The sequence below is a fragment of the Staphylococcus caeli genome (genome assembly GCF_051413795.1).
Classification (GTDB): Bacteria; Bacillota; Bacilli; order Staphylococcales; family Staphylococcaceae; genus Staphylococcus; species Staphylococcus caeli_A.
In genome coordinates, this window is record NZ_JBOIRQ010000002.1 from 103782 (window position 1) to 127102 (window position 23321).

Below are 23321 nucleotides of genomic sequence, written 5' to 3' on the forward strand. Positions count from 1 at the left end.
TGTATTAATTTTAAATAATAGTAAAAGATGCTTGATTCGTAAAAGTCTTGTGAGAAGGGGCATAATCGTATATTCAGGGTGTGCATTTATCATGTGATTACCAATTATTTCAAATAGATTAAAAAAATATTTTGTTGAGCAATATAAAACCAATGTTGGGATTATAGTATCAAAATGCGACTTTTCAAATATCTGGGGAAGTTATCTAAACTTTGATAATAATAAAAAAGAGTGAGATAGAAACCTAACTTTTCTAAAAAGATTTCGTTATCTCACCCCTGGTAAAGATGACTAGAATTGAAAATAGCCTAGGACATCTATTTATGTCCCAGACTATTCACTGCTTTATTTTGTTTATAATTTAACGATTGGATTAAACATGACTTGATTGCGACCTTCGTTTTTAGCCATGTGTAACATGTCATCTGCAATTTTAAAGACTTTGCGCTGAGATTTATAATCTTCGGTTGTAAGATAGCCAACACCGATGGATACTGACAATTTAATGACTTCCTTGTTCGGAAGGTGGAAGGTAGATTGTTCTACGCCTCCGCGAATACTTTCGCTTAATTTAACACATTGATCCAATGTATAATCGTATAACACAATAGAAAATTCCTCGCCACCATTTCGATAAATGCTGAACTGTTGGGGCACATAGTTTTTAAGTAATTGTGCCATCTGTCTTAAGACAGCATCTCCAGCTTTATGTGAATAACTATCATTCACATCTTTAAAACCATCGATATCGATTAATAGTAAACCTAGACTCTGATTGTTTTCTTCAGAAATACGTGCAGTTTCATTCAAATGTCTATCGAATTCTTTAACATTACCTAAACCAGTTAAGTAGTCTATCTTATCTTCATTTTCATAACGATTTACTAATGAGAAGAAGTGCCAAATATCAACAAACGTGATAGATGAGGTAATCGTTAATACAAATGAAATTGGTATTAAGAATAGCACTTCTGTAATATCGTAATAAGGACTGATTAATGATAAGATTGCGAAAATAACTAAAGTTATGGCATTTAGAATTTGTAATGATATAATATCGTTTTGTTTAAGGAATGGTCCAATTGCACCAGCAATGACTGCAATAACAATGAGTACAATTGCTGTAATAAAGGTGTAATCTCCAATTAAAAGATTTACCAAATCGACAACAATCGCCGACAATACCGTATAAAACATATTTGTATATCTACCTAAGAATAGGATAGGGACAAAAGATAAATAGAGCGCATATTCATTAAATAAAGGGACGGGGTAAGCAGATAGTAAAAGTGCGACAATCGTCATTAATACAGAAACGTATTCTTTTGAGAATATCATGATTCTGTTCTCTGAATATTGTAGGCGATGGAATAAATAAATTCCGGCTACTGTAACAGAGATGTTATAGATAATAGCTTCAAACATTTATACTTTACACTCCTTTAAATCAACACTTAGCTATTGTAAGTGAAAACTTACAATTTGTCATCAAGATATAAATAGAAATTTATAACATTCGCTTAACTTTCATGTTAAAATAATTTCTTAGTGAATATTAAAATTTTCACATGCACCAATAAAAATATTGCGTGTGTGATTCCAACTTATCTATTATCGCACTTCGAGTTGTATAAGTAAAAGTGTATAGGGTATGATAGTTATAAATTAATTAATATAAATTACACTTCAATCGTATGAATGTAGTCTTTTCGAAAGTGTGATAATAAAGTAACTTAAAGGCAATTACTAGACGAATTTTTAATATAAAAACAGTAACTCTAAAAAATAAAGAAGTTAGATAATGAAGGTGAACTGATGTATACGTTATTATTAATCATTTTTTCAATGATTGTCAGTTTAATACTTACACCAATAGTTATAAAGGTTTCACATAAATTAGGTATTGTAGATCAACCGAATTTTAGAAAGGTACATACGACCCCTGTTTCCGTGCTAGGCGGCACAGTCGTGCTTTTATCATTTCTATTAGGAATTTGGCTCGGACATCCTATAGAAACTGAGGTCAAACCATTAATTATTGGCGCAGTATTAATATATTTGGTTGGACTCATAGATGATATTTATGATTTGAAACCAGTTTTAAAATTATTAGGTCAAGTGATTGCGGCATTAGTTGTCGTATACTATGGCGTGACTATAGATTTTATTTCCTTACCAATAGGACCAACAATTCACTTTGGTGTACTTAGTATTCCAATTACAGTAATTTGGATTGTTGCAATTACAAATGCAATAAATTTAATTGATGGTCTAGATGGCTTAGCTTCAGGTGTTTCGATGATCGCATTAATGACTATTGGATTTATTGCCATACTGCAAGCTAATATATTTATTATAATGATTTGTAGTGTTTTAATTGGCGCATTATTAGGATTTTTATTCTTTAATTTCCATCCAGCTAAAATTTTCCTGGGAGATAGTGGAGCGTTACTTGTAGGATTTATCGTAGGATTTTTATCGTTACTTGGTTTTAAAAACATTACTTTTGTATCGTTATTCTTCCCGATTGTTATTTTGGCTGTGCCTTTTATAGATACGTTGTTTGCAATGATACGTCGTGTGAAAAAAGGTCAACATATCATGCAAGCAGATAAATCACATCTACATCATAAATTTTTAGAATTGGGCTATTCACATCGTCAAACGGTATTATTAATTTATTCAATCGCCATACTCTTTAGTTTATCGAGTATTATATTGTATTTATCGCAACCGTGGGGCGTGCTGATGATGCTTATCTTGATATTAATTACAATTGAACTCATTGTAGAATTTACTGGTTTAATTGATGATGATTATAGACCGTTATTAAAACTCATTGAAAATAAAGAACGACATAAAAAAGACCATCACGAATCATAATGATGAACAATAAAGCCAGACGAGTCATGAATAAATTATTCAGTGACTTGCCTGGCTTTTTTAGTATTTAAAATCAATTTGTATTAATCTGTTGAAATATCAAATGGTAAGCGCATAGCATCACCGTCTACTAAATCATAATTTCCAGAGGTTGTTCTGTTTAGAAAATCTATAAACGTTGAATAATCTGATTCCACTACATCAATATGATAACTCACTTTATCCGTATAATTTTGCTCGCGTAATAAGAACGGGGTACTATCAAGTTCGTATTCAAATTTTCCAGTTAAATCATAGCTGATTGTTATCGTCGTAGGAATTGCCGGACGCAAAGCGACTCGTCCTGCATCATAGATAACATCTCTCACTGCGCCACTGTATGCTCGGATAAGTCCACCACCGCCGAGTTTAATACCGCCGAAATAACGTGTAACTACGACACAAACATTATGAATCTCTAACTTTTTAAGAATATCTAGCATAGGAACACCAGCAGTACCGCTTGGTTCGCCATCATCGTTTGCTTTTTGAATGTTCATTTGATCGCCTACTGTGTAAGCAGAACAATTATGCGTCGCTTCATGATGCTCTTGCTTAACTTGATCTATAAAAGCTTTAGCTTCATCCTCTGTTTCGACAGGTTTAATATGTGCAATAAATCGTGATTTACTAATAACATTTTCAATTATATGTTCTTTTTTAATTGTTATAATTGATTCTGACATGCAACGTCACTCCAGTTGTATATTCGAAATTAATTGGCGATAAAAATAATTTTAGTATCTTTTATTATACACGGAAAGACAACGCTATATAAATGTAAAAATGAATTTTCTTTTAACTGAAAATAAGGTATCATAGTTGTGAGTATAATTGAGGAGGATTTTGATGAAGATTGCCGTCTTGACAGATTCAACGAGTTATCTATCTCAAACTTTAATAGACAAGTATAATATAAGGATTGCACCGCTAAGCGTGACGTTTGATAGTGGTGAAAATTTTGTTGAGAACGCATCCATATCGACAGATGAATTTTACGAACGGATGAAAACATCTGCAACAATCCCAACGACAAGCCAACCTGCAATTGGTGATTTTTTAGAACACTTTGAACAACTACGTGAAGAAGGCTATACAGACGTGATATGCGTATTCCTTTCATCAGGTATTAGTGGTTGCTATCAAACTGCTACACAAGCAGGCGAAATGGTGGACAATATTGAAGTGCATACTTTCGATTCCAAGTTAGCTGCAATGGTCGAAGGTGCATATGTATTAAAAGTAATTGAAATGATTGAACAGGGCTATGAACCTTCTGCAATATTAGATGAATTACATGAAATTCGTAAACAAACTGGCGCAGTCCTAATGGTAGATGATTTGAAGAATTTACAAAAAAGTGGTCGTATCACGGGCGCACAGGCTTGGATTGGTACTATGCTGAAAATGAAACCAGTATTGAAGTTTGATGATGGAAAAATTGTACCAGATGAGAAAGTAAGAACCAAAAAGCGCGCCTTACGTAAAATGATTGAAAAAGTGATTAATGAAGTGAATGAGTTAGAAACAGTGACACTTTTTGTAATTGAAGGCGATATTGCTGAAGATTCGGATTGGGTACAGCAAGAATTAGAAACTAACTATCCACAATATAAAATCTATCGTTCTAGCTTTGGTCCAGTTGTTGCAGCGCATTTAGGATCAGGCGGTATAGGTTTAGGTTATTTTGGAAGTACACTACGTACAGATTAATAAATCAAATAATGTTGGCGTATGTCGAATGATATGAAAATAATTACATTATCTTAAATTCGACAACAAAAACTTATTTACTATTGAAAATTATGATTCAGGTTGAGACAAAAATTAAGGTCTCAACCTGATTTTTTTAGGAGGAAACAAAGTTAAATATTATGGAAGACTGATTCACGACCAAAGCAAATTAACAGACGAACACATAGCGCATATTACAACAGGAATTATAAAGCAAAATAAACAGTGGGTTTGCCAACAATGTCACACTTCAAAAGCAGAACATTTTTACAGTTATTATGCATCTTTGTTAAATACTACAGTGGTTTATTGTAGAAATTGTATTGCGCTGGGTAGGATGGATAATGTGCAGCACATTGTTATTACTCAGTCTAAAAATAGTATTTCCCAGGGAATATACCAATTACCATTTCAACTCTCAGAACAACAAACGTTTGCTTCAACAGCTATTCTAGATGCGATAAAAAATTTCGATTCAAAGTTATTGTATGCGGTAACAGGTGCAGGTAAGACGGAAATGATTTTCGAAGCCATCAGTTATGCGAGACAGCAAGGTTATAATATTGCGGTAGTATCACCGAGAGTAGATGTAGTCATTGAAGTAGGGTTAAGGATACAAGATGCATTTAGACAGGAACAAATTGATATCCTCTATCAAGGTCAAACTCAAAAATATAATGGTCATTTTGTAATCGCCACAGTGCACCAACTCTATAGATTTAAAAGTCATTTTGATTTCGTAATTGTTGATGAAGTAGATGCATTTCCATTAACAATGGATCCTTCATTAATGGACGCAATTAAGTACGCCTCAAAGCAAAAGCATTGTCATATTCTTATGACAGCAACACCGCCTAAAGCACTTGTACAAAAAACAAATCCTCAACATATCATTACTTTACCAGCACGTTTCCATCGTCACCCCTTACCAGTACCTCAATTTCAATACTTTAAATTTAAGTCACATACATTGCAACGTAAGCTACTCAACATATTTAAGCGTCAAATTGCAACAGGACGCTACACACTGGTATTCTTTGACAATATTAAGCTCATGAAAGCAGCTTATAGTAAATATAAAGCAAAGATCGAAAACTTAGCCTATGTATATAGTGAAGATGCCTTACGTTTTGAAAAAGTAAATGATTTAAGGAGGGGTAAATATCAAATTATGTTTACCACGACCATTTTAGAAAGAGGATTTACAATGGCTCACCTTGACGCTATCGTATTGCAAAGTCAAAATTTTGAAACAAGTGCATTAGTGCAAATTGCTGGCAGGGTTGGAAGAAAGCGTGAGGCACCAAATGGACGTGTATTATTTTTGCATGAAGGTATTACGCTTAAAATGATAAAGGCACGCAGAGATATTGTGCATATGAATAGATTAGCTAAGCAAAAGGGGTGGATTGATGGCTAAATGTATCCAATGCCATAAAGTGTTTATTGAGCCTTTCAATGCCCTTACTTTTTATAAAAAACCAGCCAAATTGTGCGAGCAATGTACAAATCAGTGGCAAGCTATAACATTAAAGTTTAAGCAGCGTTGTCCTAAATGTCTAAAATTAATGGATGAAACTGAAAGTGACTGCTTAGACTGTGCTTTTTTATCGCAACAATACCCACTCATGCAGCAATTACATTGTGACTATAGATACGATGGTATTATGAAGGACCTCATACATCAATATAAGTTTATGAGGGATGTAGCAATCAGTGATGTGTTTGCGACACAATTACGATTACCTCGTGGCCCTTATGATGTCATTGTACCAATACCTTCACCCGAAGAAAGAGATATAGAGCGCACGTTTAATCCGGTTGAAATTGTATTACAAAAAATGAAAATAAATTATGAACGACTATTAGTGACTAAAGTAAGGCCAAAACAGTCACTCTTAGGTAAGCAATTAAGAGCCAGGCTAGATAATCCTTTTGAAATATCAAAAAATATAGATTTAGAAAATAAATATGTTTTACTTGTGGATGACATCTATACTACGGGCATAACGGTTCATCAAGCGATTGCTAAACTCTCTGTTAGAAAAATCAGAAAATTCGATGTGTTTACGTTTGCACGGTAGGGTAAACGTGGTATTATATTAATAAGCAATAAACCAATATAGAGGTTTTAAAGGAGTCGATAGTTATGATCAGATTTGAAATTCACGGGGAGAACCTCACTATTACTGATGCGATTCGCAACTATATTGAGGAGAAAATTGGTAAATTAGAACGTTATTTCAACGATGTGCCAAATGCAACAGCACACGTAAAAGTGAAAACGTATCACAATTCAGCTACTAAAATAGAAGTGACGATTCCATTGAAAAATGTCACTTTAAGAGCTGAAGAACGTCACGATGATTTATATGCAGGTATTGATCTAATTAATAGTAAACTTGAACGACAAGTTAGAAAATACAAAACACGTGTAAATCGTAGAAATAGAAATCGTGGTGAACAAGAAGTATTTGCTTCACTACCTGAAGAGAATGAAGCGGTTGAAATACAAAATGAGGCCAATGAGCCTGATAATGAAATTGAAATCATTCGCGCTAAAAACTTTAGCTTGAAACCAATGGATTCAGAAGAAGCAGTACTTCAAATGGATTTATTAGGTCATGATTTCTTTATTTTCACAGACCGTGAGACAGATGGTACAAGTATTGTATATAAAAGAAAAGATGGAAAATACGGACTCATTGAAACAACTGAATAAACATCAGTTGAATTGAGTCAAAGTTGCATCATCAATGTAGCGTTCACGATTAAGTAAAATCGTGGACGCTCATTTTTTGCTATGTTACTATGAAATAATTTGAAAGTGATATAGGTATTTGTGTATATTTTTATTGAGTAAGATTTAAAATAATACTTTTAAAATAAATAACAAAGTAACTGAATTCAAGCGTTTTTATCAACGTTACATGAATCATAAGTCAATAAGTGTAAATTTTAGCTTATAAATGATAATATAAATTGTTGTAAGCGAAGAGTTATAAAGCTAAAGGAGCGAACAAAATGGGTTTTTTATCAAAAATTGCAGATGGCAATAAAAAAGAAATAAAACGCCTTGGTAAATTAGCCGACAAAGTCCTTGCATTAGAAGAGGATACGTCGATATTAACTGATGAAGAAATAAAAGCGAAAACAAAATCATTCCAAGAAAAGTTACAAGCTGAAACAGATATTAAAAAGCAAAACAAAATATTAGATGACATTTTACCAGAAGCATTTGCGCTCGTAAGAGAAGGGGCAAAACGTGTATTCAACATGAGCCCATATAAAGTACAAGTTATGGGTGGTATTGCAATTCATGGTGGCGATATTTCTGAGATGAGAACAGGTGAAGGTAAAACGTTAACCGCAACGATGCCAGTATATCTAAACGCCTTAACAGGTCGTGGTGTTCATGTCATCACCGTCAATGAATATTTATCTAGTGTACAAAGTCAAGAAATGGCTGAGCTTTATGAATTTCTTGGCCTAACTGTAGGTTTAAACTTAAATAGTAAAACAACGACTGAAAAACGTGAAGCATATGCGTGTGATATAACATACTGTACAAATAACGAACTTGGTTTCGACTATTTACGTGACAACATGGTGAATTATGCAGAAGAACGTGTCATGAGACCGTTAAACTTTGCAATCATTGATGAGGTCGATTCAATTTTAATTGATGAAGCACGTACACCATTAATTATTTCTGGTGAAGCCGAAAAATCAACATCACTTTATACGCAAGCAAATGTTTTTGCTAAAATGCTTAAAAATGAAGATGACTACAACTACGACGAAAAAACAAAAGCAGTTCAGTTAACAGAGCAAGGTATTGATAAAGCAGAACGTATGTTTAAAATAGATAACTTATACGATGTTAAAAATGTAGACGTGATTAGTCACATTAATACTGCATTACGTGCACATGTAACGTTACAAAGAGACGTTGACTACGTGGTGAATAATGGTGAAGTATTAATCGTTGACCAATTTACAGGCCGTACGATGCCAGGTCGTCGTTTCTCTGAGGGCTTGCATCAAGCTATTGAAGCTAAAGAAGGTGTGAAGATTCAAAACGAATCAAAAACAATGGCTTCAATCACATTCCAAAACTATTTCAGAATGTATAACAAACTATCAGGTATGACAGGTACTGCTAAAACTGAAGAAGAAGAATTTAGAAATATTTATAATATGACAGTAACTCAAATTCCTACAAATAAACCTGTTCAACGTGTAGATAAACCAGATTTAATTTATATAAGTCAAAAAGGTAAATTTGATGCAGTTGTGGAAGAAGTTATTGAAAAACACAAAGCTGGTCAACCTGTGCTTCTTGGTACAGTTGCAGTGGAAACAAGTGAATACATTTCAAATCTATTGAAGAAAAATGGCGTACGTCATGATGTATTAAATGCTAAAAATCACGAACGTGAAGCGGATATTGTAGCAGGTGCTGGTCAACGCGGCGCAGTAACGATTGCTACCAATATGGCCGGTCGTGGTACAGATATCAAATTAGGCGAAGGTGTTCAAGACCTTGGTGGTTTGGCAGTTATCGGTACAGAGCGTCATGAATCTCGTCGTATAGATGATCAGTTACGTGGTCGTTCTGGTCGTCAAGGTGATAAAGGTGACAGTCGCTTCTACTTATCGCTACAAGATGAATTGATGGTACGCTTTGGTTCAGAACGTTTGCAAAATATGATGAATCGATTAGGTATGGATGATTCTACGCCAATTGAATCTAAAATGGTTTCACGTGCAGTTGAATCTGCACAAAAACGTGTTGAAGGTAATAACTTTGATGCACGTAAACGTGTACTTGAATATGATGATGTACTACGTAAACAACGTGAAATTATTTATAATGAACGTAACAGTATTATTGATAGTGATGAAAGTGGCGAATTAGTCGATAACATGCTTCGTTCAACATTAGATAGAAGTGTGCATTATTATGTAAATGAAGAAGCAGATGAACCAGACTATGAACCATTTATCAATTATGTAGATGATGTATTCTTAAATGAAGGTGACTTGAAAGTCGAAGATATTAAAGGTAAAGATAATGACGATATCTTCGAATTTGTTTGGAATAAAGTCGAAGTTGCATTAAAAGACCAAAAAGAGAAGATTGGTACCCAATTTGATGAATTTGAGCGTATGATTTTACTACGTTCTATCGATACACATTGGACGGATCATATCGATACAATGGATCAATTAAGACAAGGTATACACTTGCGTTCTTATGGTCAACAAAATCCGCTTCGTGATTATCAAAATGAAGGACATCAACTTTTTGATACAATGATGCAAAATATCGAAGAAGATGTAAGTAAATATATCTTGAAATCAGTTGTTTCTGTTGAAGATGATGTTGAAAGAGACAAGCAAACTGATTTTGGGAAAGCTGAGCATGTTTCAGCTGAAGATGGTAAAGAAAAAGTAAAGGCTGAACCATTTGTTAAAGATGAACATATTGGTAGAAATGACCCATGTCCTTGTGGCAGTGGTAAAAAATATAAAAACTGTCATGGCGCCTAGCATTTAAGGTAGCTATAGATGTTATAAAACCGAGAGACTTGATAGCACACTATTATTTACTCTCGGTTTTGCTATATATAAACTAATACTAAAAAAGTTAATACTGCAGTTAAAACTGATTAATGTTGAAAACATCGTGCGTAGTTCTGTACAATAGTTATAAGTATAAAAAGAGATTTGCAAACCAACGTGTGTACACGTTTAAAGATTATAGGAGAGATGCATATGGAATTATCAGAAATTAAACGTAATATAGATACGTATAATGAAAAACTAGAACAACTTAGGGGGTCTCTTTGACTTAGAGGAAAAAGAGACAAACATTCAAGAATATGAAGAAATGATGACAGATCCAACATTCTGGGATGATCAAGACAAAGCACAAGACGTTATTGATAAAAATAATGCTTTAAAATCAATCGTCAATGCGTTTCGTAATTTAGAAACAACGTTAGAAGATATGGATACGACTAGAGCTTTACTACTTGAAGAAGAAGACCAGTCTATGAAACAAGATTTAGAACAAAGTGTGTATGATTTTAAAGGTGAGCTTGATCAATTTGAATTACAAATGTTGCTTGATGGACCTTATGATGCAAACAATGCCATTATAGAGTTACATCCAGGCGCAGGGGGTACAGAGTCTCAAGATTGGACGAATATGCTTTTAAGAATGTACCAACGTTATTGTGAACAACAAGGGTTTAAAATAGAAGTAGCCGATTACTTACCAGGTGATGAAGCCGGAGTAAAAAGCGTAACGCTTATTATTAAAGGCCACAATGCGTATGGCTATTTGAAGGCTGAAAAAGGGGTGCACCGCTTAGTTCGTATCTCACCATTTGATTCTTCTGGACGAAGACATACATCGTTTGCGTCATGTGATGTTATTCCGCAATTTAATAATACAGAAATTGAAATTGAAGTTAATCCGGATGATATTACGGTAGATACTTTTAGAGCATCAGGTGCAGGCGGTCAGCATATCAACAAAACAGAATCTGCTATTAGAATTACGCATCATCCTACAGGTATTGTCGTTAATAACCAAAATGAACGTTCACAGATTAAGAATAGAGAAGCAGCCATGAAGACATTAAAGTCGAAGCTATATCAATTAAAGATTGAAGAACAAGAGCAGGAAATGGCAGAAATTCGTGGTGAACAAAAGGAAATTGGTTGGGGTAGTCAAATTAGGTCATATGTGTTCCATCCGTATGCCATGGTCAAAGATCATCGTACAAATGAAGAATCTGGAAAAGTAGATGCAGTTATGGATGGTGATATTGGTCCATTTATCGAAGCATTTTTACGTAGTCAGATGGATCAAAAAGCAAACTAAATAATAGAATGATAGTAGCGTAAAGTCGTACATGGCTTTATTTTTAACCATTCGAAGCTACTATTTAAATTAAAACAGCGATGCGTATTTTTACGGATGGCTGTTTTATTTTTGCAAACACATATTGAATTTACTATGTGCTTCATTTACATATAGAATATTTAAGTAACAGTGTTTGTTTTTACGAGATAAAGATTTAAAAATAAATGTAAAATGCAAATTTTAATGTTACATCATTTTTTACTATGAATTGATGATGTGAAATTGAACCAGTGATACCAAGCGTTGTAAGTGATTTTTTAATGGAGATAAGTTGATTGGAAATACAAACTTGACCGTTGTGTTACAGAACAATAACAATGTTCAACGGTATCCTTTGTTGTGCTATAGTATTTTTGATTAAATACGAATGAAAAGGATGGAAATACGAATGAAGAAAGGTTTAACATTTTCTATAACAACGGCAGCTTTGTTTTTTGGTTATAATGGAATTGCTTCTGCAGACCAAATCCATACAGTAAAAGAAGATGCTAAATTAACGGATATAGCACAAGCATTTGCAACAACTACGACAGAAATTCAAAACTTAAACCAATTAAATGGTAGAGACTATGTGACATTGGGAGAGCAAATTACATTACCAGATTCTGATATTGTAGAAGTTAAGTCAGGTGATACAGTTCAAAGTATTGCTGCACAACATAATTTAACAGTAGCTACAATGTACGAATTAAATCCGAATTTAGGCGAAGTAATTTATCCTGGTCAATTGATAGCAGTTTCTGATAAAGGTTCGGCACATATAAACAATCAATTACAACAAATGTTTAATATCCAAACTGAAAACCAAGATCATCAACAAACTGTTGATTATAACAATAGCCAATCAACACAAGTAACGCCAAATAGTAATAACAGTACATCATCTGAAGTAAGACCAAGTACTACGCAAACGTGGTCAACAAGTGTAAATAATACAACGCATCAACAACAAGTTGACCAAAGTACAGCGTATGATAACGCAACGGTTCAAACACGTCCTACGCAACATGTTTCAAATGGTAGCAACTATTATGATTGGGGACAATGTACGTATTATGCATTTGATCGTCGACAACAATTAGGAAAATCCGTTGGCAATTTATGGGGAAATGCAAATAATTGGGCGTCTGCGGCACGACAAAATGGTTATCAAGTAAACCATACACCAGAAGTTGGTGCAATATTCCAAAGCACTGCAGGTAACTATGGACATGTAGGTGTTGTAGAACGTAAAAATGCTGATGGTTCTATTGTAGTATCAGAAATGAATTGGCAAGGTGTAGGTAAAAAATCATATAGAACTGTACATAATACAGGTCAATATAACTATATTCATTAGTAAATATTTTTACTATGGTTAATAAATTTGTATATAACTAGTTTTAGAGGCTGGGACATAATGATTGTCTCAGCCTTTAATTATAGTCAGTATCGTATGAACACAAAGTTTGTAAATTTATAGAAAATTTTAAATGAAACTCTGTATAATTAATGATATTGGTAGAACATTTATAGTGTTGAGTGATATTATGAAATCAAGTATAATCATTCATTAATATTAATAAGGAGGCGATGTCATGGGTGTACATCAATATTTTAAACGTTTATCTGATTTAGAAAAATTAATCAGATTACCTGGTAAATTTAAATATTTTGAACATAACGTCGCTGCGCATTCATTTAAGGTGACAAAAATCGCTCAATATTTAGGAACTGTAGAGGAATATCACGGTAATGAAGTCGATTGGAAGAGTTTATATGAAAAAGCGCTAAATCACGATTTTGCTGAGATATTTACCGGTGACATTAAAACACCAGTCAAGTATGCGAGTGGAGAACTGAAAAAATTATTCTCTCAAGTAGAAGAAGAAATGGTTGATCATTTTATTAGTGAAGAAATTCCAGAGCCATATCAAGATATTTATCGCGAAAGACTACAAGAAGGAAAAGATGATTCCCTTGAAGGACAACTTCTTTCTGTTGCAGACAAAATTGATTTATTGTATGAGACATTTGGAGAAATTCAAAAACGTAATCCAGAACAGTTGTTTTTCGAAATTTATGAAATGTCACTTGAGACAATTATGCAATTTGATCATTTAAGTTCAGTCCAAGATTTTATAGATAATATTATTCCTGAAATGTTAACTGAAAAATTCATTCCACGATCAGAATTGCGTGAAACAACGATGGCTATTTTAAATAATAGGAACGGGTGAAACGAATGATTTGGTACGTACTCGCATCATTTTTTCCTTGTATCCTAGTAGTACTGTTAAGCGTATTAACGAGGAGCAAGTGGGTAGGCACCATACTTACACTCATTATCATTGGTGCTTCAGTTGAAAAAGGATTTTTTCATAGTGAGTGGATTATTTTTATAGACGTAGTGTCTTTACTTGCTGGTTATTTGATTATTGATCAGTTAGAGTTGCATAAAAAAGAAGATGATTAAATATTAAGTGTTGAGCAATGTAATTGCTATAATTGAATAGGAGATTTATAATTATATGACTTCAAACTACTGAAGATAGTATGATAAAAATCTAAAACTTACAAACATGGTGAATAACTATGTTTGTTTTTCGTTATAAAATTATGTTGATTTATTACGAACAAATGTTTGTATTTTTGTTCGTCAATCTGTTAAAATATGAGACAAGTATAAGAAAGTATAAGAGCCATGCATAAAAATAGAACACATAAGTGTATGTTAATGAATATGCGATAGATAGGGTGTTTATAGGTTCGTCACGAGAGAGATTAAATGGGAGGCGTATGTCATTATGGAGCATTATCCATTCGAGTTGCATTCTAATTTTGAACCGCAAGGAGATCAACCAGAGGCGATTAAAAAAATAGTTAAAGGTGTTAATGAAGGAAAAAGGCATCAAACATTACTTGGTGCAACAGGTACTGGTAAAACTTTCACCATGAGTAACGTTATAAAGCAAGTTGGTAAACCCACGCTGATTATTGCACATAATAAAACACTAGCGGGTCAGTTATATAGTGAGTTTAAGGAGTTTTTCCCTGAGAATAGAGTGGAATACTTTGTCAGTTACTATGACTACTACCAACCAGAAGCCTATGTACCTTCAACTGACACATTTATTGAGAAAGATGCATCCATTAATGATGAAATAGACCAATTAAGACACTCAGCTACCAGTGCATTGTTTGAAAGAGACGATGTTATTATCATTGCAAGTGTAAGTTGTATTTACGGTTTAGGTAATCCGAAAGAGTATCGTGATTTAGTAGTGAGTGTACGTGTAGGTATGGAAATGGATAGAAGTGAGTTATTGAAAAAATTAGTAGATGTACAATACACAAGAAATGACATTGACTTTAGACGTGGTACATTCCGTGTTAGGGGAGATGTTGTAGAAATTTTCCCAGCTTCTAGGGAAGAAATGTGTATCCGTGTTGAATTTTTTGGTGACGAAATTGATCGTATCCGTGAAGTGAATTACTTAACAGGAGAAGTATTGAGAGAGCGCGATCATTTTGCTATCTTCCCAGCATCTCACTTCGTTACGCGTGAAGAAAAAATGAAGTCGGCAATTCAAAGAATTGAACAAGAATTAGAGGAACGTTTAACTGAATTACGTTCAGAAAATAAATTACTAGAGGCTCAACGCTTAGAACAACGTACGAACTATGATTTAGAAATGATGAGAGAAATGGGCTTTTGTTCAGGTATAGAGAACTACTCTGTGCATTTAACATTACGTCCACTAGGATCAACACCATATACATTATTAGATTATTTTGGTGACGATTGGCTTGTGATGATTGATGAATCTCACGTAACATTACCTCAAATTAGAGGTATGTATAACGGTGACCGTGCACGTAAACAAGTGCTTGTTGATCATGGTTTCCGTTTGCCAAGTGCCTTAGATAATAGACCGTTACAATTCGAAGAGTTTGAAGAGAAAACTAAGCAATTCGTCTATGTCTCTGCAACACCAGGACCTTTTGAGTTAGAACATACGGATGAGATGGTGCAACAAATTATTCGTCCAACTGGTCTACTTGATCCTAAGATAGAAGTACGACCTACAGAAAATCAAATTGATGACTTACTCGGTGAAATCCAAGATCGTATTGATAAAAATGAGCGTGTATTAGTGACGACATTAACGAAAAAAATGAGTGAAGACTTAACTACATATCTTAAGGAAGCAGGTATTAAAGTTAATTACTTACATTCAGAAATAAAAACGTTAGAACGAATTGAAATCATACGTGACTTGAGAATGGGAACATATGACGTTATTATCGGTATTAACTTGTTAAGAGAGGGTATTGATATACCAGAAGTTTCGTTAGTTGTTATTTTAGATGCAGATAAAGAAGGCTTTTTACGTTCACAACGTTCATTGGTTCAAACAATTGGACGTGCTGCACGTAACAGCAGTGGTGAAGTTATTATGTACGGTGATAAGATTACAGATTCCATGCGCTACGCATTGGATGAAACAGAGAGACGTCGTTCCATTCAAGAAGCATATAATGAAAAACATAACATTACACCAACTACAATTAATAAAAAAATCCACGATGTTATCAGTGCAACTGTAGACAATGACGAAACGAATGAACAACAACAAACTGAAGTACCGAAGAAAATGACGAAAAAAGAACGCGAAAAAACAATTGCAAATATAGAAAAAGAAATGAAGAAGGCGGCAAAAGATTTAGATTTCGAAAAAGCAACAGAATTAAGAGACATGTTGTTTGAATTAAAAGCAGAAAGGTGACGCATATGAAGCAACCATCCATTGTAGTTAAAGGGGCACGCGCCCATAATTTGAAAGATGTTGATATAACAATCCCTAAGGACAAGCTTATTGTCATGACAGGATTGTCAGGTTCGGGAAAATCATCATTGGCATTTGATACTATCTATGCAGAAGGACAACGTAGATATGTAGAATCATTAAGTGCATACGCACGACAATTTCTAGGTCAAATGGATAAGCCTGATGTAGATACTATTGAGGGACTTTCTCCAGCTATTTCTATTGATCAAAAAACAACAAGTAAGAACCCGAGATCTACAGTTGCCACGGTGACAGAAATTTACGATTATATCCGTTTGCTCTATGCGCGTATTGGTAAACCATTCTGCCCAAATCATGGTATTGAAATCGAATCACAAACCGTGCAACAAATGGTTGACCAAGTATTGAAATTAGAAGAACGTGCTAAAATTCAAATTTTAGCACCTGTTGTTTCACATAGAAAAGGTGCACATGAAAAGCTTTTTGACGATATTGCCAAAAAAGGATATGTACGTGTACGTGTTGATGGCGAAATTTCTGATATCAATGAAGTACCAGCTTTAGATAAAAATAAAAATCATACAATTGAAGTTGTAGTAGATCGTTTAGTAGTGAAAGAAGGTATAGAAACGCGTTTAGCTGATTCTATAGAAACAGCATTACAATTATCAGAAGGTACATTAGTGGTCGATATTATTGGTGGAGAAGAATTGAAGTTTTCCGAAAATCACGCTTGTCCGATTTGTGGATTTTCAATTGGTGAACTAGAACCACGCATGTTTAGTTTTAATAGTCCTTTTGGAGCGTGTCCAACTTGTGATGGTTTAGGTCAAAAACTTATGGTCGATTTAGAGTTAGTTGTACCTGATACAAGCAAGACATTAAATGAAGGTGCAATCGTGGCATGGGAATCTTCAAGCTCCGATTTTTATCCAACTATATTAAAACGCGTATGTGAAGTTTACAAAATAAATATGGATAAACCGTTTAAAAAACTAACAGACAGACAAAAAGATATCATATTATATGGCTCAAAAGGTAAAGAAATCGAATTTACTTTTACCCAACGTAACGGTCAAACACGAACTCGAAAGATGGAGTTTGAAGGTGTCGTAAATAATATAAATCGAAGATATCATGAATCATCATCAGAATTAGTTAGAGAAATGATGAGCAAGTACATGACAGAATTGCCGTGTGAAACTTGTCATGGTAAACGTTTGAGTCGTGAAGCACTATCTGTATTTGTAGACGGTAAACATATTGGAGACGTTGTTGAACGTTCAATTAAAGATGCTTTACATGCATTTGAACACATTACTTTGACGGAACAAGAACAAAAAATAGCAAATCAAATATTAAAAGAAATAAATTCAAGACTAGAGTTTCTATATAATGTTGGGCTCGAATACCTAACATTAAATCGTGCATCAGGTTCATTATCTGGTGGAGAAGCGCAACGTATTCGCTTAGCGACACAAATTGGTTCTAGACTATCAGGTGTTCTTTATGTCTTGGATGAGCCGTCAATAGGGCTACATCAACGTGATAATGACAGACTCATTAACACACTAAAAGAAATGCGTGATTTAGGAAATACATTAATCGTGGTCGAACATGATGATGATACAATGCGTGCGGCCGATTATTTAGTCGATGTAGGTCCTGGAGCGGGTGAACACGGTGGACAAATTGTTGCAAGTGGTACACCAAAAGAAGTAATGGCTAACAATCAATCATTAACTGGACAATACTTAAGTGGTAAGAAACGTATTGAAGTGCCAGAAGCTAGAAGAGAGATTACAGAACGCAAGATTACGATTAAAGGTGCCCGTAGCAATAACTTAAAAGGTATCGATGTTGATATCCCATTATCTACAATGACAGTTGTTACAGGGGTGTCAGGTTCCGGTAAGAGTACTTTAGTAAATGAAGTGCTTTATAAATCATTAGCTAAGCATATTAACAAATCAAAAGTGAAGCCAGGCGAATACGATGAAATTAAAGGAATAGATCAATTGGATCGTATTATAGATATTGATCAATCACCAATTGGACGTACACCTAGATCCAATCCGGCAACGTATACTGGTGTATTTGACAACATAAGAGATATTTTTGCACAAACCAATGAATCCAAAGTACGTGGCTATACAAAGGGACGTTTTAGTTTTAATGTTAAAGGTGGTCGTTGTGAGGCTTGTAAAGGTGATGGCATCATAAAAATCGAAATGCACTTCCTACCAGACGTTTATGTACCATGTGAAGTCTGTGGAGGCACACGATATAATCGTGAAACACTTGAAGTTACTTATAAAGGAAAGAATATTGCAGAAATTCTAGCGATGACTGCTGAAGATGCTACAACTTTCTTTGAAAACGTTCCGAAAATACATCGCAAATTAAAAACACTTGTTGATGTTGGACTTGGTTATGTCACATTAGGTCAACCAGCTACGACTTTATCTGGTGGAGAGGCACAACGTGTGAAACTTGCATCGGAATTGCATAAACGTTCAACAGGCCGTTCCATTTATATTTTAGATGAGCCTACGACTGGTTTACATGTAGATGATATTAGTAGATTATTGAAAGTATTAAATAAATTAGTTGAAAATGGAGATTCCGTCGTCATTATTGAACATAACTTGGATGTTATTAAAATGGCGGATCATATTATTGACTTAGGTCCTGAAGGTGGCGACGGAGGTGGTACGGTCGTTGCTACAGGTACGCCTGAACAAATAGCTACCGTAGAAGGTAGTTACACGGGTCAATATTTAAAACCCGTACTTGAAAGAGATACAGTCAAACATTAAATGACCTTATTGACGTCAAACGGTTGCAATAAAAAAGATAAATTGTTGCTTTAAGATAAGCTCCTACTATGCGTATGTAGTATCACTTACGTGCATTGTAGGAGTTTTTTGAATACTAGGTATCATAGCAAGCAAATATGATGCTTAGTGTTAAAAAATTACGCAATTGCTTTGCAAAAATAAGAAGCTTCACGATAAGTGATATCCATTATAATTAATATAAGGTATGATAATAAAAGTATAGATAAATTATTGCGTTACTACACTTTTTAATATAGATTATCAGTTCTTTTTGATATGATATTAGCATAGCGCAAATGTAAGAGAATGAATGATAGAGGTGAATGCATGTTAACGACAAAGAGTTTGGTAGAACGTTTTAAACTTGAATTAATCGCAGGTGAAGCGGGTTTAAATAAACAGATTAAAAATACAGATATTTCGAGACCTGGATTGGAAATGGCGGGATATTTTTCACATTATGCATCAGACCGTATTCAATTATTAGGTACCACAGAATTATCTTTTTATAATTTATTGCCAGATGAAGAACGTAAAGGACGTATGAGAAAATTATGTCGTCCGGAAACGCCGGCAATTATAGTAACGAGAGATTTAGAACCACCAGAAGAATTAATCGAGGCAGCGAAAGAACACGACACGCCATTAATCACTTCTACTATCGCAACAACACAATTGATGAGTCGACTAACTACATTTTTAGAGCATGAATTAGCACGTACTACTTCATTGCATGGTGTACTTGTTGATGTGTACGGTGTTGGTGTACTTATAACGGGAGATTCAGGCATTGGTAAAAGTGAGACAGCATTAGAGTTAATTAAGCGCGGTCATAGACTGGTTGCTGACGATAATGTTGAAATTAGAGAAATCAGTAAAGACGAGTTAATTGGTAGAGCGCCGAAATTAATAGAACACCTTTTAGAAATTAGAGGTTTGGGCATTATTAATGTGATGACATTATTTGGTGCTGGGTCAATTTTGACTGAAAAACGTCTACGCCTAAACATACATTTAGAGAATTGGCACAAAGACAAACTATACGATCGTGTAGGATTAAATGAAGAAACGTTAAGAATCTTAGATACTGAAATTACGAAAAAAACGATACCTGTACGTCCTGGTCGTAACGTTGCAGTAATTATTGAAGTTGCAGCAATGAATTATAGATTAAATATTATGGGTATTAATACGGCCGAGGAATTTAATGATCGACTCAATGCGGAAATAATGCGCAATGGCAACAATAGTGAGGAGAATAAGTAATGGTACTAAACTATATCGATCCAATTGCGTTTGAATTAGGACCGATTTCGGTTCGTTGGTATGGCATAATAATTGCTGCTGGTATATTGCTAGGGTATTTTATTGCGCAAGCCAGTGTGAAACGCATTGGATTTCATCAAGACACATTGGTTGATATTATTTTTTGGAGTGCAATTATTGGCTTTGTGGTTGCAAGGATTTATTTTGTTATTTTCCAATGGCCATACTACGCACAACACCCAATTGAAATACCGATGATTTGGCAAGGTGGTATTGCGATACATGGTGGACTAATAGGTGGCTTTGCAACAGGTATTATCATTTGTAAACAAAAAAATATCAATCCATTTCAAATTGGTGATGTAATTGCACCAAGTATGATTTTAGGGCAAGGTATCGGTAGATGGGGGAACTTTATGAATCATGAGGCACACGGTGGCCCTGTTTCAAAAGCATTTCTCGAACAGTTACATATTCCTGATTTCATTATTAATAATATGTATATTAATGGAAAATATTACCAGCCTACCTTTTTATATGAATCAATATGGGACATTTTAGGTTTTGTGGTACTCATTTTAATAAGAAAACATCTTCGTATTGGTGATACATTCTGTCTTTATTTAATTTGGTATTCTATAGGCAGATTTTTTGTGGAAGGCATGCGTACAGATAGCTTGATGTTAACAAGCGATATTCGAGTTGCGCAACTTGTGTCAGTTATACTAGTTATTATTGGTATCAGTATCATGATTATCCGAAGAGTGAAGTACAATTCTCCGCGTTATAAAGAGGTTGGACCATTAGCATGGCCAAACCCAAAAGAGAAGTGATGAAATAACATGCGTAATTTAAAAAAACAAACTGTAGATGGTGTGAACCCTTTATGGCGAATGTATCGCTATGTTAAAAGCATGAAAATGTTTAAGCAAACCGTATTGATTGAGTTATGTCGTTATTTACCGAATGTTAAACTCAAACATTGGATTTATAGAAACTGGTTGAAAATGAATATTGGTCCCCATACGGCGTTTGCATTTAAAGTGGTCCCAGATTTATTATATCCAGAGTATATTACGATAGGTCGAAATTGTGTGATTGGTTATAACACAACGATTTTGACACATGAATTTTTAGTCGATACATTTACAACGGGCCCCGTTAAAATTGGGGATAATACGTTGATTGGCGCGAATGTAACGATATTGCCAGGTGTGACAATTGGTAATCATGTCAAAATTGGCGCAGGTTCAGTTGTATCGAAAGATATTCCAGATTATGCATTAGCGTATGGGAATCCCATACAAATAAAATATAAATGAACCTTTAGGAGGTGACTATGGATGGCGCGCAATGACAATATCATTCCTATGAACTTTGATAGTCAATTTTACAAAAAATTAGCTAATCAAAAATTCCATCAACAAGAATACAAAAAAGCTGCTGACTACTATAGCAAAGTGCTTGAAATGTCACCTCAAGATTTTGAGACGAAAGTCATATACTCAGAATGCTTGGTTCACCTAGGATTAGGTAGTAAAGCAGAGCACCTTTTTTATGAAAGTATTGCTCAAGGTGAGGCAACTGAAGAAAGTTATTTTCAGCTAAGTCAGTTGAATATCATAATGAACGAGGCGAACAAAGCATTTTTATTTGGCATGAATTATGTGACGCTTTCGGAAGATGAAAGTTATCAAGAAGAACTTGAAGATATGTTTGAGGTGTCTTATCATTCTGCGGAAAAAATCGAAATTGAATGTCAATTGTTTGCTATACAGTTAATATTTCAATATATGTTCTCACAAGGTAGATTACCGGAGGCTAGAGATTTCATATTAAGTCAAAATACTGACATTCAAGATCATCGTGTCGTGCGTAATTTACTTGCGATGTGTTATTTATATCTGAATGAATATGAAACAGCGAAAGAAATGTTTGAACGATTGCTAAGTGAAGATAATACAGATGTACATGCGCTTTGTCATTATACGTTATTGCTTTATAACACAAATAATAGTGAGAAATATCAACGTTATTTAAAAATACTTAGTAAGGTCATGCCGATGAATGATGACGAATCATTCAAATTAGGTATTGTACTATGCTATTTAAAACAATATGAAGCCTCTCAAAAAATTCTACAACCGTTATATAGAAAAGGTAAATTCCTGTCTATTCAAATGTATAATGCACTGAGTTATAATCACTACTATTTAGGAAATCTCGAAGATAGTAAATACTTTTGGGGTAAATTACAAGAGGTAAGTAAGGTAGAAATAGGTCATGCACCATGGGTTATAGACGAAAGTAAAGCGTATTTTGACCAACAAATACTTCCTTTATTACTAAATGATGATAGCCACCATAGATTGTATGGTATCTTTTTACTCAACCAACTTAAAGGTAGAGAAGTGCTGCTGACGCAAGAAATTTGGGGCGTATTAGAATCAATGAATGATTATGAAAAACTTTATCTCACTTATTTGATTCAGGATTTAAAACTCAATAAACTAGATTTTATTCATAAAGGCATGTTAATGATTTATGGTGTTGAATCATTGAAAAATAATGAAGAATTGTTTATTGTATGGATTGACCAAGCTGAAGCAATCATCGAGGAAAAGGTTGAACTGACACAAGTCAGTGACTATGTAGCTGCGTGCGTGTATATGTATTATCGCAATACAGATATAAAAGTAACAAAGCAACAAGTAATAGAATGGTTTGATATTTCAGCATATCGTTTAAATAAAACGATAGATTTATTAGTGAGCATATAAGTTTATAAAATGCAAGTAATCGTATATACTTCGCATAATGAATGAT

General features: G+C 34.2%; 18 protein-coding genes. 16 read left to right on the forward strand and 2 right to left on the reverse strand.

The features are described from left to right. Nucleotides 1–354 precede the first annotated feature (354 nt). On the reverse strand, nucleotides 355–1425 hold the full coding sequence (gene gdpS / locus ACSULM_RS02095; protein WP_436860125.1) for a GGDEF domain-containing protein GdpS: 1071 nt from the start codon (nucleotides 1423–1425) through the stop codon (nucleotides 355–357). Between the two features lie 390 nt (nucleotides 1426–1815). On the opposite strand from gdpS, the gene ACSULM_RS02100 reads away from it, so the two are divergent. Then, nucleotides 1816–2883, forward strand: a complete 1068-nt coding sequence (locus tag ACSULM_RS02100) for a glycosyltransferase family 4 protein (RefSeq protein ID WP_436860127.1) — start codon at nucleotides 1816–1818, stop codon at nucleotides 2881–2883. 83 nt (nucleotides 2884–2966) lie between these two features. Here the strand turns inward: ACSULM_RS02100 and ACSULM_RS02105 are convergent, their stop codons facing one another. Further along, the gene (locus ACSULM_RS02105) at nucleotides 2967–3608 is read right to left on the reverse strand and encodes a YigZ family protein (protein WP_436860129.1); all 642 of its coding nucleotides are present in this window, start codon (nucleotides 3606–3608) and stop codon (nucleotides 2967–2969) included. 163 nt (nucleotides 3609–3771) lie between these two features. On the opposite strand from ACSULM_RS02105, the gene fakB1 reads away from it, so the two are divergent. The 15 genes from fakB1 to ACSULM_RS02180 all read left to right on the forward strand — a co-directional run bounded on the left by fakB1 (nucleotide 3772) and on the right by ACSULM_RS02180 (nucleotide 23275). Continuing rightward, a complete protein-coding gene (gene fakB1 / locus ACSULM_RS02110; RefSeq protein WP_436860132.1) occupies nucleotides 3772–4635 on the forward strand; it encodes a fatty acid kinase binding subunit FakB1 in 864 nt (287 codons plus the stop codon). 367 nt (nucleotides 4636–5002) lie between these two features. Then, a complete protein-coding gene (locus tag ACSULM_RS02115; protein ID WP_436860135.1) occupies nucleotides 5003–6076 on the forward strand; it encodes a DEAD/DEAH box helicase family protein in 1074 nt (357 codons plus the stop codon). Then, entirely contained in the window at nucleotides 6069–6740 is a 672-nt protein-coding gene (locus ACSULM_RS02120; RefSeq protein ID WP_436860137.1) for a ComF family protein, read from the forward strand. Before ACSULM_RS02115 ends, ACSULM_RS02120 begins: the two co-directional genes overlap by 8 nt. 65 nt (nucleotides 6741–6805) lie before the next feature. Further along, nucleotides 6806–7378 (forward strand): ribosome hibernation-promoting factor, HPF/YfiA family, encoded by a 573-nt coding sequence (gene hpf, locus ACSULM_RS02125; RefSeq protein ID WP_436860139.1) that lies wholly within the window; start codon nucleotides 6806–6808, stop codon nucleotides 7376–7378. Between the two features lie 302 nt (nucleotides 7379–7680). After that, nucleotides 7681–10212 (forward strand): preprotein translocase subunit SecA, encoded by a 2532-nt coding sequence (secA, locus tag ACSULM_RS02130; RefSeq protein WP_436860140.1) that lies wholly within the window; start codon nucleotides 7681–7683, stop codon nucleotides 10210–10212. A 225-nt stretch (nucleotides 10213–10437) separates the two neighbouring features. Further along, a protein-coding gene (prfB, locus tag ACSULM_RS02135; protein WP_436860143.1) for a peptide chain release factor 2 occupies nucleotides 10438–11554 on the forward strand; the annotation gives its coding sequence in 2 pieces (ribosomal slippage) (nucleotides 10438–10509 and nucleotides 10511–11554; 1116 coding nt in all). A 430-nt stretch (nucleotides 11555–11984) separates the two neighbouring features. Continuing rightward, a complete protein-coding gene (locus tag ACSULM_RS02140) occupies nucleotides 11985–12935 on the forward strand; it encodes a COG3942 and LysM peptidoglycan-binding domain-containing protein (protein ID WP_436860144.1) in 951 nt (316 codons plus the stop codon). A gap of 238 nt (nucleotides 12936–13173) precedes the next feature. After that, nucleotides 13174–13815 carry a YfbR-like 5'-deoxynucleotidase gene (locus tag ACSULM_RS02145; RefSeq protein WP_069994417.1) on the forward strand — a complete coding sequence of 214 codons (642 nt, stop codon included), beginning with the start codon at nucleotides 13174–13176 and terminating at the stop codon, nucleotides 13813–13815. A 5-nt stretch (nucleotides 13816–13820) separates the two neighbouring features. Continuing rightward, complete coding sequence (locus tag ACSULM_RS02150) at nucleotides 13821–14051, forward strand: CsbA family protein (protein ID WP_436855124.1); 231 nt, start codon at nucleotides 13821–13823, stop codon at nucleotides 14049–14051. Nucleotides 14052–14379: 328 nt separating this feature from the next. After that, nucleotides 14380–16365 carry an excinuclease ABC subunit UvrB gene (uvrB, locus tag ACSULM_RS02155; RefSeq protein ID WP_436860271.1) on the forward strand — a complete coding sequence of 662 codons (1986 nt, stop codon included), beginning with the start codon at nucleotides 14380–14382 and terminating at the stop codon, nucleotides 16363–16365. 5 nt (nucleotides 16366–16370) lie between these two features. Next, the gene (gene uvrA / locus ACSULM_RS02160; RefSeq protein ID WP_436860146.1) at nucleotides 16371–19208 is read left to right on the forward strand and encodes an excinuclease ABC subunit UvrA; all 2838 of its coding nucleotides are present in this window, start codon (nucleotides 16371–16373) and stop codon (nucleotides 19206–19208) included. 348 nt (nucleotides 19209–19556) lie between these two features. Beyond that, nucleotides 19557–20495, forward strand: coding sequence for an HPr(Ser) kinase/phosphatase (hprK, locus tag ACSULM_RS02165; protein WP_436855128.1), 939 nt, complete (start codon nucleotides 19557–19559; stop codon nucleotides 20493–20495). After that, the gene (lgt, locus tag ACSULM_RS02170; protein WP_436860148.1) at nucleotides 20495–21328 is read left to right on the forward strand and encodes a prolipoprotein diacylglyceryl transferase; all 834 of its coding nucleotides are present in this window, start codon (nucleotides 20495–20497) and stop codon (nucleotides 21326–21328) included. The genes hprK and lgt overlap by 1 nt, the downstream gene beginning before the upstream one ends. Before the next feature lie 9 nt (nucleotides 21329–21337). Next, on the forward strand, nucleotides 21338–21817 hold the full coding sequence (locus tag ACSULM_RS02175) for an acyltransferase (RefSeq protein WP_436860150.1): 480 nt from the start codon (nucleotides 21338–21340) through the stop codon (nucleotides 21815–21817). Between the two features lie 21 nt (nucleotides 21818–21838). Further along, nucleotides 21839–23275 (forward strand): tetratricopeptide repeat protein, encoded by a 1437-nt coding sequence (locus ACSULM_RS02180; RefSeq protein WP_436860152.1) that lies wholly within the window; start codon nucleotides 21839–21841, stop codon nucleotides 23273–23275. Nucleotides 23276–23321 lie beyond the last annotated feature (46 nt).

Bases quoted from the DNA above. Each gene is read 5' to 3' on its own strand.
- gdpS (WP_436860125.1), bottom strand. From the start codon at position 1,425: ATGTTTGAAGCTATTATCTATAACATCTCTGTTACAGTAGCCGGAATT.
- ACSULM_RS02100 (WP_436860127.1), top strand. From the start codon at position 1,816: ATGTATACGTTATTATTAATCATTTTTTCAATGATTGTCAGTTTAATA.
- ACSULM_RS02105 (WP_436860129.1), bottom strand. From the start codon at position 3,608: ATGTCAGAATCAATTATAACAATTAAAAAAGAACATATAATTGAAAAT.
- fakB1 (WP_436860132.1), top strand. From the start codon at position 3,772: ATGAAGATTGCCGTCTTGACAGATTCAACGAGTTATCTATCTCAAACT.
- ACSULM_RS02120 (WP_436860137.1), top strand. From the start codon at position 6,069: ATGGCTAAATGTATCCAATGCCATAAAGTGTTTATTGAGCCTTTCAAT.
- hpf (WP_436860139.1), top strand. From the start codon at position 6,806: ATGATCAGATTTGAAATTCACGGGGAGAACCTCACTATTACTGATGCG.
- secA (WP_436860140.1), top strand. From the start codon at position 7,681: ATGGGTTTTTTATCAAAAATTGCAGATGGCAATAAAAAAGAAATAAAA.
- ACSULM_RS02140 (WP_436860144.1), top strand. From the start codon at position 11,985: ATGAAGAAAGGTTTAACATTTTCTATAACAACGGCAGCTTTGTTTTTT.
- ACSULM_RS02145 (WP_069994417.1), top strand. From the start codon at position 13,174: ATGGGTGTACATCAATATTTTAAACGTTTATCTGATTTAGAAAAATTA.
- ACSULM_RS02150 (WP_436855124.1), top strand. From the start codon at position 13,821: ATGATTTGGTACGTACTCGCATCATTTTTTCCTTGTATCCTAGTAGTA.
- uvrA (WP_436860146.1), top strand. From the start codon at position 16,371: ATGAAGCAACCATCCATTGTAGTTAAAGGGGCACGCGCCCATAATTTG.
- hprK (WP_436855128.1), top strand. From the start codon at position 19,557: ATGTTAACGACAAAGAGTTTGGTAGAACGTTTTAAACTTGAATTAATC.
- lgt (WP_436860148.1), top strand. From the start codon at position 20,495: ATGGTACTAAACTATATCGATCCAATTGCGTTTGAATTAGGACCGATT.
- ACSULM_RS02175 (WP_436860150.1), top strand. From the start codon at position 21,338: ATGCGTAATTTAAAAAAACAAACTGTAGATGGTGTGAACCCTTTATGG.
- ACSULM_RS02180 (WP_436860152.1), top strand. From the start codon at position 21,839: ATGGCGCGCAATGACAATATCATTCCTATGAACTTTGATAGTCAATTT.